At 32.0% G+C, this 13036-nt stretch carries 13 protein-coding genes, 1 tRNA gene, 1 pseudogene and 1 riboswitch; of the genes and pseudogenes, 14 read left to right on the plus strand and 1 reads right to left on the minus strand.

Going from position 1 to position 13036, the window contains the following annotated elements; all coding sequences use genetic code 11:
* The 6 genes and pseudogenes from era to Y592_RS05025 form a co-directional block, all read left to right on the plus strand.
* Nucleotides 1-900, plus strand: coding sequence for a GTPase Era (gene era / locus Y592_RS05000; RefSeq protein ID WP_075665918.1), 900 nt, complete (start codon nt 1-3; stop codon nt 898-900).
* Nucleotides 901-904: 4 nt separating this feature from the next.
* Nucleotides 905-2044: an iron-containing alcohol dehydrogenase gene (locus Y592_RS05005; RefSeq protein ID WP_075665919.1), complete on the plus strand. Its 1140-nt coding sequence runs from the start codon at nt 905-907 to the stop codon at nt 2042-2044.
* 67 nt (nt 2045-2111) lie between these two features.
* On the plus strand, nt 2112-3296 hold the full coding sequence (locus tag Y592_RS05010) for a 6-phosphofructokinase (RefSeq protein WP_088368912.1): 1185 nt from the start codon (nt 2112-2114) through the stop codon (nt 3294-3296).
* Nucleotides 3297-3370: 74 nt separating this feature from the next.
* Complete coding sequence (locus Y592_RS05015; protein ID WP_232218160.1) at nt 3371-4594, plus strand: proton-conducting transporter transmembrane domain-containing protein; 1224 nt, start codon at nt 3371-3373, stop codon at nt 4592-4594.
* The gene (locus tag Y592_RS05020) at nt 4588-4908 is read left to right on the plus strand and encodes a sodium:proton antiporter (RefSeq protein WP_075665921.1); all 321 of its coding nucleotides are present in this window, start codon (nt 4588-4590) and stop codon (nt 4906-4908) included. The genes Y592_RS05015 and Y592_RS05020 overlap by 7 nt, the downstream gene beginning before the upstream one ends.
* A 66-nt stretch (nt 4909-4974) precedes the next feature.
* Nucleotides 4975-5682, plus strand: a pseudogene (locus Y592_RS05025) (isoamylase); the annotation flags it as partial.
* A gap of 23 nt (nt 5683-5705) precedes the next feature.
* Here the strand turns inward: Y592_RS05025 and Y592_RS05030 are convergent.
* Nucleotides 5706-7181: a GGDEF domain-containing protein gene (locus tag Y592_RS05030; RefSeq protein WP_075665923.1), complete on the minus strand. Its 1476-nt coding sequence runs from the start codon at nt 7179-7181 to the stop codon at nt 5706-5708.
* Between the two features lie 74 nt (nt 7182-7255).
* Between Y592_RS05030 and Y592_RS05035 the strand changes: the two genes are divergently transcribed.
* The 8 genes from Y592_RS05035 (at nt 7256) to Y592_RS05070 (ending at nt 12995) form a co-directional block, all read left to right on the plus strand.
* Nucleotides 7256-7332, plus strand: a tRNA-Pro gene (locus tag Y592_RS05035).
* A 26-nt stretch (nt 7333-7358) separates the two neighbouring features.
* A riboswitch (cobalamin riboswitch) is annotated at nt 7359-7523 on the plus strand.
* Nucleotides 7524-7577: 54 nt separating this feature from the next.
* Nucleotides 7578-8075, plus strand: a complete 498-nt coding sequence (locus Y592_RS05040; protein ID WP_075665924.1) for a bifunctional adenosylcobinamide kinase/adenosylcobinamide-phosphate guanylyltransferase — start codon at nt 7578-7580, stop codon at nt 8073-8075.
* Complete coding sequence (gene cbiR / locus Y592_RS05045) at nt 8072-8689, plus strand: cobamide remodeling phosphodiesterase CbiR (RefSeq protein WP_075665925.1); 618 nt, start codon at nt 8072-8074, stop codon at nt 8687-8689. Before Y592_RS05040 ends, cbiR begins: the two co-directional genes overlap by 4 nt.
* On the plus strand, nt 8679-9371 hold the full coding sequence (locus tag Y592_RS05050; protein ID WP_075665926.1) for an adenosylcobinamide-GDP ribazoletransferase: 693 nt from the start codon (nt 8679-8681) through the stop codon (nt 9369-9371). Before cbiR ends, Y592_RS05050 begins: the two co-directional genes overlap by 11 nt.
* Nucleotides 9372-9379: 8 nt before the next feature.
* Nucleotides 9380-10759 carry a cobyric acid synthase gene (locus Y592_RS05055; protein ID WP_232218229.1) on the plus strand — a complete coding sequence of 460 codons (1380 nt, stop codon included), beginning with the start codon at nt 9380-9382 and terminating at the stop codon, nt 10757-10759.
* Nucleotides 10743-11579, plus strand: a complete 837-nt coding sequence (cbiB, locus tag Y592_RS05060; protein ID WP_075665928.1) for an adenosylcobinamide-phosphate synthase CbiB — start codon at nt 10743-10745, stop codon at nt 11577-11579. Before Y592_RS05055 ends, cbiB begins: the two co-directional genes overlap by 17 nt.
* Nucleotides 11528-12529, plus strand: a complete 1002-nt coding sequence (locus Y592_RS05065; protein WP_075665929.1) for an aminotransferase class I/II-fold pyridoxal phosphate-dependent enzyme — start codon at nt 11528-11530, stop codon at nt 12527-12529. Before cbiB ends, Y592_RS05065 begins: the two co-directional genes overlap by 52 nt.
* Nucleotides 12495-12995: a cob(I)yrinic acid a,c-diamide adenosyltransferase gene (locus tag Y592_RS05070; RefSeq protein WP_075665930.1), complete on the plus strand. Its 501-nt coding sequence runs from the start codon at nt 12495-12497 to the stop codon at nt 12993-12995. The genes Y592_RS05065 and Y592_RS05070 overlap by 35 nt, the downstream gene beginning before the upstream one ends.
* Nucleotides 12996-13036: the final 41 nt, after the last annotated feature.

Genomic DNA, 13036 nt, shown 5'->3' on the forward strand with positions numbered 1-13036 from the left:
ATGAGATCGGGATTTGTTGCACTTGCTGGAAAGCCTAATGTAGGTAAATCTTCTATTGTAAACGCCGTTGTGGGTAAAAAAGTACTCATAGTTTCAGACAAGCCACAGACTACGAGAAATAGGATAAATGTGATCCATACAACAAGTGATTATCAAGTAATATTTGTGGATACACCTGGTATCCACAAACCTTTGTACAGATTGGGTGAATACATGGTTAAGGCTGCAGTAAGTGCACTTAAAGGTGTTGACCTTGTTTTAACCGTTGTTGATGCTAAACAGGGAATAAGAAAGCCAGAAGAATTTGTTTTTGATTATGTAAATCAGTCTAATACAAAGACTATTGGGGTTATAAATAAGATAGATCTTGTAGATGGTGAAAGGATAAAATCGTTGAAAAAAAAGATGGAAGATGGATTAAAAAATTGTATTTCTATTATAAAGACTTCCGCTGTCACAGGTGAGGGAATAAAAGAACTTTTAGATTTAATAGTGGATAATCTACCAGAAGGACCTCAATATTACCCAGAAGATATGGTAACGGATAGGCCCCTTTCATTTATGGTTTCCGAGATTGTTAGGGAAAAAATTTTTCATTTGACGTACGAAGAAGTACCACATTCCGTTGCGGTTATTGTCGAAGAAATTAAGGAAAGGGAAAATGGGGTTTTGTACATTAGGGCGAATATTTATGTTGATAGGAAAAGTCAGAAGGGAATTATCATAGGAAACAAGGGGAATATGATAAAGAAAATAGGTCAAAATGCACGGCAAGAGATAGAGTATTTAGTGGGTAATAAGGTATTTCTTGATTTGCATGTGAAGGTAAAAGAAAAATGGAGAGATAAAGATTTTATTATCTTGAATGAGATAGGAATGAAAGATGATTTAAGGGGGTGAGTGTATGAACAATTTTGTGTTTTATAATCCAACAAAACTTGTTTTTGGAAAAAATACTGTTGAAAAAATAGGTGAGTATTTAAAGAAAGATAAAATAAAAAAGGTGTTGTTTTTAGCAGGGGGAGGATCTATAAAGAAAAATGGAGTATATGAAAAAGTTGCAAGGGCTTTATTTGAAAGTTCTATCGAAAAAGTAGAAGTTTGGGGAGTTAGACCTAATCCTGTATTGTCCAAGGTAAAAGAAGCATTAGAGGTGGCAAGAAGGGAAAAGGTAGATGCCATTCTTGCAGTTGGTGGAGGTAGTGTGATTGATAGTGCAAAGGCAGTTGCAGCCGGTGTAAATTATGATGGAGATGTATGGGATTTTTACTCTGGAAAGACCAGGGTAAAAGAAGCAATCCCGTTGTATACAATACTCACCCTTTCTGCTACAGGAACTGAAATGAACGGGAATAGTGTTGTAACTAACGAAGAAACACTTGAAAAATTTTCATTTAGTTCTATACATGTTTATCCAAAGGTATCAATAGTTGATCCAGAGGTACAATACACACTTCCACCTAATCAAACGGTAAATGGCGCAGTAGATGCTATAAGTCATGTTATGGAATACTACTTTGATGGTACGAGAAACACACAGTTGATAGATAGAGTAGATGAAGGGATTATAAAAACATTAGTTGAAACTACTGAAATTTTACTTGAAAATCCAAAAGACTATGAAGCGCGTGCTAATTTTGCACTTTCAACTACTTTAGCACTAAATGGTATATCTGGTATGGGACATAGTGGTGGAGATTGGTCATCACATGCTATAGAGCATGCTTTAAGTGCACTTAACCCAGAGGTTGCACATGGTGCAGGTCTTGCAGTGGTCTTTCCCGCATGGCTTACTTACGTTAAGGATTTGATTTCGGATAAACTTGTAAGGTTTGGAAGGGAAATATTCGGAAAAGAAGACGGTATTAGCGCACTTAAGGAATGGTACAAAAAAATTGGTGCTCCCACTACCTTGAGAGAGTTAGGATTTGAAAGAGAAGATATAGATAAGTTGGTGGATATAGCATCAAAGATGACACCTATGGGGAAGTTAAAAAAATTGATGAAGGAAGATGTAAGGAAGATATTGGAAATTGCATTCTAGTTCCAGCACACGCTGGGACTTTTTTATATGATATAATTATGTTAGCAATTTTTAGAGGGGGTATACGATGAGGGTCTTATACGCACAATCAGGAGGGGTAACAAGTGTAATCAACGCGTCCGCATATGGGGTATTGGACGAGGCACAAAAAGCAGGGCTTGAAGTATATGTGGGAATACACGGTATATCAGGTGTTTTAAGAGAAAATCTATTAAAAATTAATGGAAAGGATATAGAAGGGTTAAAATACACACCTTCTGCGGCTTTTGGGTCATGTAGAAGAAAGTTAAAAACACAAGAAGATATAAATAAACTCTTTGAAATATTTGAAAAGTATGAAATAGAATATTTCTTTTATAACGGTGGTAATGATTCAATGGACACTGCATGGAAGTTGTATACGGAGGCAAAAAAGAGAAATATACCATTAAAGGTCATTGGTGTGCCAAAAACAGTAGACAATGATTTACCGCATACGGATCATTGCCCAGGATATGGTTCTGCGGCAAAGTATATAGCTACTGCCATTATGGAAGCTACACTTGATTTGAGGAGTATGTATGTGGATTCAACTAGGGTATTTGTGATGGAAATTATGGGTAGACACGCAGGGTGGCTTTCTGCTGCGGCAGGGCTTGGGTGGTTAAACGGTATAGGTGCAGATTTAATATTATTTCCTGAAGTGCCATTTAACAAGGAAAAGTTTTTGGAGAGGGTAGATGAGAGTATTAGAAGAAAAGGATATTGTTCAATAGCCGTTTCAGAGGGAATTAAGTATCCAGATGGTTTTTTTGTAGCGGATATGGGTTATACAGATAGTTTTGGTAATAGACAATTAGGTGGTGTGGGGTTTACAATTGCAGGGATGATAAGGTCAGAACTTTCACTTAAGACGCATGTTGCAATACCAGATTATCTACAAAGAAGTGGTAGACATATTGCAAGTAAAACCGATGTAGGTGAAGCAGAAGCAGTTGGAAGACAAGCTGTAAAACTTGCGCTTGATGGAGTATCCGGGGTTATGGTTACAATAAACAGGGTGAGTAATTCACCGTATAAAGTGGAATATGGTACAGTGGAATTAAATAAAGTTGCAGAGGTAACAAAATATCTTCCCGACGACTTTCACACGGATTTTGAAGTGACTGAAGAGTATATAGAATATGCAAAACCATTAATTGAAGGTGAATTGTTCCCAAAATTTAAGGATGGCCTGCCAGTTTATACCATTTTTAAGGAGGTAGAAGAGTAATCTTTTTTGTAGTTTTTTCGATTTTTCAGGTCATTTTTTCATTTTTTTTGTATTTATTGAAAAAGGCAAAATTTTTGCCTTTTTTGATACCTATTTCTTCTATTTCCCTACTTTTTGAAAGATTTGATATTGTACTTTCTGGGTACGGGGGAGTACATTTAATTTTTGATTCAAATTCATTTTATTTTTTGCTTACCAATATCTCTTGTAGTATTATTGTGTCTTATTTTCTCTACCAAAATGGCAATGAGCATGTGTATTTTTTCTTTTCGCTCTTGCATACAATTTTAAATTTACTCTTTATCTCAAATGACCTGTTTAACATATACGTTATACTTGAAACTTCAACTTTGTTAATTACATTACTTATTCTTTCAAGTGAAAGATTTGAGCAAAAGATAACGGCTATTAAATACATCTTTGCAAGTTCACTTGCGATGAGTTTTTATTTAATAGGAATAGGGATGCACTATTATTCAACTGGAAGTTTTGATATTTCAAATGTAGATGGACTTTCCGGGTACTTGATGAAATTTTCACTTCTTGCAAAGGGTGGTTTTTTTCTATTTGGGCTTTGGCTTCCAGAAGTACATTCAAATTCAGAGCCTGAAATTTCCGCAATGCTTTCAAGCATGTATACACAATCGGTATTATTTCCACTTTTGAGAATAGGCTTAGATGACCTTTTTTTATTTGGAATATTGGCTTTTTTTTACGGAGTGTTTTTTGCCATTATTTCAAAAGATTTTAAAAAAGTTCTTGCTTACAGTTCAATGTCTCAGCTGGGAATAATGATTCTAAATCCTCTTTTTACACCTGTTTATGTGCTTTATCATGGTATATCAAAGAGTATTTTGTTTTTGAGTACAAGGTATGTTAAAAGAGATTTATCCGAAAAAAGGGAAGTTCCCGTTTTCTTGTTTTTGGCTTTATTAATTTCTTTATTATCTATCTCTGGTTTTTCATTTACCGCTTTAGGATATGTTAAATCAAAACTTTTTGTGGAAAATTTTAAATATTTTAAATATATTGTAAGTTTTCTTAGCGCTGTTTATGCGGGGAAAGTTTTAAAGCTAAGGGTTGTATTCTCAAAAAGGCATATACTTTTGTTTTTATTTTCGATTTTTTTGATTTATCCATATTTTAACGTTATTTCATCTCTATTTGTAGTTTTAGGGTTGATATTTGGGTATTTTTTAAAGATTTATTTTGATTTTTCCATTACCACTGAATCCATTTTAACGTTTATGGTATTTTCAATTTCATTTTTTACTTTGCTTGGAGGAAGGTTATGGTAGATTTTATAGCACCATTTTTGATCATATTTTTATCAATTTATGGTCTTTTGTTCAAAAAGCATATAATTTCAAAAATAATAGCGCTTGATGTGTTAAATACGGGAATTGTTTTCTTGTTTGTAGTTATTGCGTCAAAAATTGGAAATGCTCCTCCTTTAAAGGGAAGTGGAAATTACGTAGATCCATTTCCACAAGCGGTTATAATAACATCTATAGTTATTGGGTTTGCCACAATTTCACTGCTTCTTTCAATTACCATGATTGTTGTGGAGAAGAAAAGAAAAAAGGATTTAAATGAAATTGAAAAAGAGTAACGTGGATAACACGTTACTTTTTGTGTATAATTTAAAGTGGAATTATTTCCAAAGGAGGTAGGATTTATGAAAAAATTTATATGTATTCTTTTGATTTTTTCCGTTTTGAATTTTTCAGCAGTTTTAGTTAAAGATGGTAAGGTTGTATTTACTTTTAAAGAGGTGGTAGATGCAAAAGTTGTATACCTTGCAGGAACTTTTAATAATTGGTCTTCAAGTTCCATTGCAATGGAAAAAGAGGAGGGTGTATGGAAGATTTCTTTAAAATTAGAGCCCGGTACGTATCAGTATAAATATGTAATTGATGGAAAGAATTGGAAGGAAGACCCAGAAGCACCGGGATATGTAGATGATGGATTTGGAGGGAAAAATGGTATTTTTACTTTAGTTGAAAAAGATGGGAAATTAGTGGTTTTAAAAGGCGAGGAAAAGAAAGAGAATAAAAAAGAGGTAAACAAGAATTTTGATCCAAAAAAGATGTTTGTAGATGATGAAGGATATGTTGTGATACGTTTTGAGCATAAAGGTGCAGATTATGTAACGATAGCGGGTAATTTTAATAATTGGAATGCAGAAGAGACCGAATGTTATGAAGTTGACGAAGGTGTTTGGGAAGCCGTTTTAGAATTAAGTGAGGGAGATTATCAGTATAAATTTGTGGTAAATGGTACAAATTGGGTTACTGATCCCAATGCACCTGCCTTTGTAGATGACGGATTTGGTGGGAAAAATGGATTTTTCCAGGTTTATAAAAAAGATGGAAAATTAACAGTTGGATTAAAATGAAAAAAGCCTCTCTATTGAGAGGCTTTTTTTTCACTTTTCATTTTATACATGAGATCATCTGCGGTTCTTATTGATTGTTTAAGGGAACCTTCAATATTTGTTATTCCCCACGAAAAAGTTGGAGAAAGCTCCGAGGATTTGTTAAATTCATTGTGAATTTTTTTGATGAGTTTTTCTGCTTCTTTTTTTGTGGAATTTTTTAAGATAATTAAAAATTCATCTCCCCCCATACGTACAAATATATCCGAAGATTTTAAGTTGCTTTTAATTATACTTGAAAGTTTTTTTAGTATTTCATCCCCTTTGTCATGCCCATATGTATCATTTATATATTTAAATTTGTTGAGATCTATAAATATCAATATATCGTTTTTTTCTAGTTTTATATTTCCTAAAAAACCCCTATTACATGCCCCTGTTAGGGGATCAATCAGACTTCTTGCATATATTACATTTAATTCGTGAATCTTTTCTTTGTATTCTAGTATAATACTTGAGGCAAAGCTTAAAAATAACGATATAATTCCAAATGGTGAAAGCATTCTGAACGGAAGATTAAAGAAAAGTACTATACTATCAAATATAATTGTTATTGCAAAAAGGCTTGCGAACGTTACGTTTTGCGAGACATATGACTTTACGATTTTGTACAAGATAAATATACCATTGAGTATTAATATAGGGGATATGAAAATCGTAAGAGTTTTTAATTGTTGAGGTGTGACTGTAAAGAGTGGTAATATACTTGCCAGAATATTTAAGTATGAGAATCTTTTTGTATTTTTTTGTATTGTTGAAAAATTATATAAATCGATCCCGCGTATTAAAAACGTAAATGAGAGATAAGCACAGGAAATAAATAATTTCCTAAGTGGATAGAAAAAGTGTTCGAAGCTAATAACATCCAATAACCATATAATTGCCAAAAAACTAGAAAACGCAAAATATTTATACGCTTTTTGTCTAGTTATTCCGGTGTTTTTCGAAAGTAAATACAAAAGAAAACCCAATGTTGAAATAAGACCAATTGAAATATTTAAAAAGTTGTCGGTTAGGAACTTCAAAATAGAATATTTCCATATTTCTGATTCGTTTATAAAAAAGAACTTTCCAAGACCTATTGAATAAACTCCTGAAATTTCCAAAGTAAGAACATCTACACCCTTTGGTATAGGTATCAAAAATGGAGTATACCACGTACGTCCAGATTTTCCAAGACCAAATGTAAATATTGGAAAATTGTTGTTTTTAATGGAAAAAGAAGAACCTTCTATGAATGGAAAAAATACGTATTTTGAATTTTTAGGTACGGGTATTTGAAAGGATATAGTTTTAAAGGCCTTTAGTATAATAACTTTTGGTAAAGTTGTATTATTTATTCTAGAAATTTCAATGCCTTTTGGATTGCCAAGAGAATAAAATATATAAAACAAGATTAAAAAGATAAAAAGAGTATATAGAAAGTACTTTAAATAAAATTTAATCATTTAAATCCCTCCAAAAGTATTTTAGCATAATTTGACACATTTTTTTAGATGTAATATAATATAAAGTAGAATAACGGGGTGTAGCGCAGTTGGCTAGCGCGCTTGCATGGGGCGCAAGAGGTCGCTGGTTCAAGTCCAGTCACCCCGACCAGTTGGCCGGTTTTACCGGCCATTTTTTAAATATTCAATACTGCAGGTTAAGGGAATTCGGTGAAAATCCGAAGCTGCCCAGCAACCGTAACCGGGGACGAAATCTGCAAATGCCACTGGGTAAAACCTGGGAAGGTGCAGAGAGTAGGATGATCCGGGAGCCGGGAGACCTACCTGTAGTAAATGATATTTCCCAATTGCTAGGGCAATGTGGGAAAAGTTTGTTTTATTTTGGGGGGATAAAGGGTGGTTATTTTAGTAACTGGTGGGGTTAAATCTGGAAAAAGTAGTTTTGCGCTTGAACTCTCAAGACGTTACAAGAAAAAAGCATTTATTGCAACAGGAGTTCCTTTTGATGAAGAGATGAGAAATAGGATAAACCGTCATAAAAGTGAAAGAAAAGGTTTTGACACCTTTGAAGAACCTGTTGAAGTAGATAAAGTAATTGAAAGTTTAAATGGAAAATATGAATTTGCTATTTTGGATTGTATTACCACGTATCTTGGAAATCTTTACTATTACAAGAAAGATATAGAAAATTATTTAGAAAAATTTTTAAAAAGTATTAAAAAAGTTGATTATACATTGGTTTGTGTTACGAATGAAGTGGGGTGGGGAATAATTCCAGAAAACAAACAAGTAAGAGAATATGTAGAAAGACTAGGACTTTTAAATAAAGATATTGTAAAGATAGCACAAAAAGTCTATTTGATGGTATCGGGGATAGGGGTGGAATTAAAGTGAAGTTAGGAACTACTTCTTGGCTTTTTCCAGGCACTTATCTTGAAAATGTAAAAGTTATAGCAGATAAGGTGGATTTTGTGGAGTTTTTGGTGTTTAGCTGGGATACAAATACAAAGAATATTTTTTTGAACGAAATAGAAGATTTAAAGGAAATAGCAGAAGAATTTAATCTGGAGTATAACGTTCACTTACCAACAGATTGTATTTTTAACGTTGAAAAAGCCTTTTGTTTTTTTGAAAATAGTAGATTGGAAATTTCAAATTACATCGTACATCCGTTAGATGGTATAGAGGTGTTTTTAAAAAAATCTGAGAAGATATTAGTTGAAAATTTGAAAGAAGATATTTTTTTACACGATAGGACAGTTTTTGACATAGGACATCATTTGCTTGGGACAAAGGTTACGGAGAATTTTTTAAAAAATTCAATAGAATACCATGTCATGGGTGTTTCAAATGGGAAAGACCATCTTAAATTGGACAAAGATACTTTGGAAGTAATAAGGAAAAAGTTGAAATATTCACCAAATTTAGAGTATGTGTGTTTTGAAGTATTTGACTTAAGAGATTTTTTGCATTCACTAACTCTTTGGAGGGATAGTTTTGATTTATGATTTTTTACTTTCGTTGGCGTTTATATCTAGGATTCCAATTAAAGTTAGATATTCTGGAAGAAGGATGAAAAACATTCCCGGGTATTTCCCACTTGTGGGATATATTCCCGGGATTATTTTTTTCTTAGGGGGTTATTTTGAAAATTTTTTTGTTAAAATAATTTTCTTAATTTTGGGATATTATTTTTTTGATCTCTTTCATTTTGATGGATTTTTGGATACAATAGATGGCTTTTTGAATCAATCAAATAAGGAGAAACGACTTGAAATAATGTCTAAAGGAGACGTTGGGGCTTTTGCCGTGTTTTTTGGGGCATTGTATATTGTTATATTTTGGAATCTGTATTTTACACTTTCACCAACTTTCTTTTTTTACTCTTCGGTGTTTGGAAGGTATGCTATGGTTTCGTTGATGGCTTTTTCAAAACCTGCCAAAGAAAAAGGACTTGGTGCTATATTTTATCCATTTGAAAGGAAAAATTTAATTTATTCAACCGTGTTTTTAATGCCTTTATTGTTTATCGTAAAATACTTTGTCGTGTCGTTTTTTATTACTTTTTTATTTTCCTATTTTATGAGCATTATATCTAAAAAAAAGATAGGTGGTATTACAGGGGATGTTTTGGGGGCAACTTGTATTATAACAAGTGAGTTACTCTTAGTGATTTTGGGGGTGATATAGTGGTATTAATGATCCAGGGGACTGCTTCAAACGTTGGAAAGTCTATTATTTCCACAGCTTTATGTAGATATTTTACAAAAAAAGGTTTAGATGTAGTGCCGTTTAAGGCACAAAATATATCCTTAAACAGTGTGGTAAGTAAAGAAGAAGGAGAGATGGCAGTTGCTCAATATGTCCAAGCAGTTGCTTGTAATAAAAAGCCTAGTGTATTAATGAATCCCATACTTTTAAAGCCAGATGTAGAGGGTGTTCAATTAGTAGTAAATGGAAAGCCAATAAAAAATGTGGAAAGTAAAAAGTATATGTATTCAGATAAAGAATGGATTTTAGATCAAGCATTAAAAGCATTGTACAAGTTGTTGGAAAAACATGAGTTGGTAATAATTGAAGGTTCTGGAAGTGCAGCTGAAATAAATATAAAGGATATTTCAAATATGGCGATTGCAAAGGCGGTAAATGCACCGGTGATTTTGATATCTAATATTGAAATGGGTGGGGCGTTTGCACAGATAGCAGGTGCTATGGTGTTATTTGGTAAGTTTGAAAAAAGCATTGTTAAGGGCTTTATTTTTAACAAGTTTAGAGGGGATAAATCTGTTCTTGGAGACTCTCCCAAAAAATTTGGTGAAAGGTTTAATTTAAAATATTTTGGAACAGTGGAATACTTTAAACACTATCTTCCTGAAGAAGACCTGTTTTTTGAAAAAGAGGGAATTGGTGATTTAAAAGTGGATATTTTAAAACTTCCTCATATTTCAAATTCTTTTGAATTTGAACCTTTATTTTTAAATACAAATGCAAAATTTGTTGAAAACATTCGTGAAGATGTGGATTTAGTTATAATTCCCGGAACAAAGTCAACTATCTTTGATTTAGAATGGGTAAAACAAAGGAAAGATCAAATAAATGGAGCACTTTTAAATGGAGCCTTTTTACTTGGAATATGTGGTGGATATCAGATGTTGGGAAAAAAGATTGTATACAATGGTAAATGCTATGAGGGATTGGGATACTTAAACTTAAAAACAATTTTCTTAGAGACAAAAATTTTGAGGAATATAGTTGCAAAGGAAATGCTTTTTAATACGGATGTAGAAGGTTTTGAAATTCACCATGGAAGAACAATATCGCATGAGAGTCCTTTTTTGTTATACGATAACGGAAAATTAGATGGAGCTATTAAGGGAAGGATATTTGGAGGCTATACACATAATTTGTTTAAAAATAAAGAATTTTTGAAAAAGTTTTTAAATTACATTAGAAAAAATAGAGGGTATAATACAAAAGATTTGTCATTGTTTACGCTTGAAGAAGAAATAGATAGGGTAAGTGATTACATAATAGGGCAGATAGATATAAAGGAGATAGAAAATGTTATTGGTCTTTAGTTTGTTGGTGGATTTAGTTTTGGGTGAGTTTCCAAGTATTATTCATCCAGTTATTTACATGGGGTTTTTAGGAAAAAGAGTAGAAAAGATGAAAAATTTTAGATTTTTTTGGGGAATGTTTTCTTTATTATTAGAGCTATTTTTTTGGTTTTTTGTTTGTAGATTAACTATGAAAGTTAGTGAATTTTTTGGTATATATTTTCTTTCGTCGACTTTTTCTATAAAGGCTTTGTATAGACATGTGGAACGGTGTAAAACAGACGATGAGAAGGTTTTAAAAAGACACGTATCTTTTATTGTCAGTAGAGATGTTTCAATGCTTAACAAAAATCAGCTGTACTCTGCTGCACTTGAAAGTCTTTCTGAAAATATTTCAGATAGTATAGTAGCACCGTTATTTTATTATTTGCTCTTTGGTGTTTGTGGTGCACTGATTTATAGGGTAGTTAATACGTATGATGCACTTTTTGGATATAGAACAAAAAGATACGAATGGTTTGGAAAATTTGCTGCAAGATGCGATGATATCTTGAACTTTATACCAGCAAGATTAACAGCCATACTTATTGTTCCATTTAATTTTAAATCTATTTTATATCTAAAAAAATACAGAAAAATAAAAATAAATGCAATGTATCCCATGGCGGCTTTTGCTGGTGTGTTAAATTTGGGATTTGAAAAGGTGGGAACTTACAAACTTGAAGGAAAAAAAGTGGAGAGAGAAGATATAGATAGAGGATTAAAGTTGTATAAAAAGGTGGTATTTGTATGGATAATTTTAATAATGGTCATGGAGGTATTAAAGAAAAAGATATATTAGATTTTTCAATTTCTGTTAATCCTTTGAGGTTAAGTTGGATAGAAAAACTTCCGTTTGAAAACCTTTTTAGATATACATATATACAATGGATTGAAGAAAAGTTTTATAAACATTTTAATGGAGTTGTTGTGGCTGGTGCAACTGAAGCATTTCACATAGTTGGATATCATATTTTGAATGATGCGTATGTAATAATACCACGTCCAAACTATCTAGATTATTTTAAAGTTGCAAAATTTTCATCAAAATATATAGATAGTCCTTGGTATTTTGTAAAAAAGAAGTTTGATTTAAATATTTTGGAGAAAAGTATAAAATGTGGAAAAAGAAAAAACAAAAAAGTTGCGGTGTTTTTAGGGAACCCAAACAATCCTACAGGTATTTATCAAGATCTGCATGAATTGATTAAATTAAATGAAGATGTGATTTTTATTATCGATGAAGCATTTATTGATTTTGTTGGAAAATGCGTGGATATAGATTATGAAAATGTTGTAAGAATAAGGACTTTTACAAAGTTTTTTGGAATACCAGGTATTAGGGTAGGATATGTGATTTCTAAAAAATTCGAGAACATTTTCAAAAGGTATAGGATGGAGTGGGGAGTAGGTGGAATGGGATATACCTTTTTGGAAAAATTGTTGGATAATTTAAAAGGTTTGAAGGATTTTACTTTAAAAACACATGAGTTTATAGTTGCTCAAAAAAAACTTTTTGAAGATTTTATATACGTTAAATCAGATGCAAATTATTTTTTGATTGATGTGAAAAATGTAGGGAAATTTTTAAATTTTTCACTTGAAAATAAAGTTTATGTTAGAGATGCAAGAAACTTTGGATTAAATTTGGTACGTGTTGGAATAAAAAATAAGGAAGATAATAAAGTGCTTTTAAATACTTTAAAGAAATGGAGGGATATTTGTGATTCACGTTTATACAGGAAATGGTAAGGGAAAGACAACAGCTGCTTTTGGCCTTGCACTTAGAGCGGCATGTGCTGGAAAAAAGGTTTTTGTAGGTCAATTTGTAAAGGGAATGGAATATAGTGAATTAAAGGTACCAGAGTATATTCCAAACATAACGGTGGAACAATTTGGAAGAAATTGTTTTATTTTTAATAAGCCAACAAAAGAAGATATAGATGCAGCACAAAATGGATTTAAAAGGATAAAAGAAATAGTAAATGAATATGACGTGGTAATATTAGATGAAATAAATATTGCCATTTATTACAATTTAATTAGTGTAGATGAGGTTTTAAAATTTTTAAAAGAAATAAAAGATGTAGAAATAGTGTTGACTGGTAGGTATGCACCAAAGGAGTTTATTGATATAGCAGACCTTGTAACGGAAATGCGCGAGATAAAACATTATTACAAAAAAGGTATAAAAGCAAGAAAAGGAATAGAATTTTAATTGGAAATATTTCCATTAAAATGCAAGAAAATAGCGAGTAT

It is taken from the genome of Thermosipho sp. 1070 (assembly GCF_001682135.1).
Taxonomy (GTDB): Bacteria; Thermotogota; Thermotogae; order Thermotogales; family Fervidobacteriaceae; genus Thermosipho; species Thermosipho affectus.

Bases quoted from the DNA above. Each gene is read 5' to 3' on its own strand.
- Y592_RS05005 (WP_075665919.1), top strand. From the start codon at position 905: ATGAACAATTTTGTGTTTTATAATCCAACAAAACTTGTTTTTGGAAAA.
- Y592_RS05020 (WP_075665921.1), top strand. From the start codon at position 4,588: ATGGTAGATTTTATAGCACCATTTTTGATCATATTTTTATCAATTTAT.
- Y592_RS05030 (WP_075665923.1), bottom strand. From the start codon at position 7,181: ATGATTAAATTTTATTTAAAGTACTTTCTATATACTCTTTTTATCTTT.
- Y592_RS05055 (WP_232218229.1), top strand. From the start codon at position 9,380: ATGATCCAGGGGACTGCTTCAAACGTTGGAAAGTCTATTATTTCCACA.
- era (WP_075665918.1), top strand. From the start codon at position 1: ATGAGATCGGGATTTGTTGCACTTGCTGGAAAGCCTAATGTAGGTAAA.
- Y592_RS05010 (WP_088368912.1), top strand. From the start codon at position 2,112: ATGAGGGTCTTATACGCACAATCAGGAGGGGTAACAAGTGTAATCAAC.
- cbiB (WP_075665928.1), top strand. From the start codon at position 10,743: ATGTTATTGGTCTTTAGTTTGTTGGTGGATTTAGTTTTGGGTGAGTTT.
- Y592_RS05065 (WP_075665929.1), top strand. From the start codon at position 11,528: ATGGATAATTTTAATAATGGTCATGGAGGTATTAAAGAAAAAGATATA.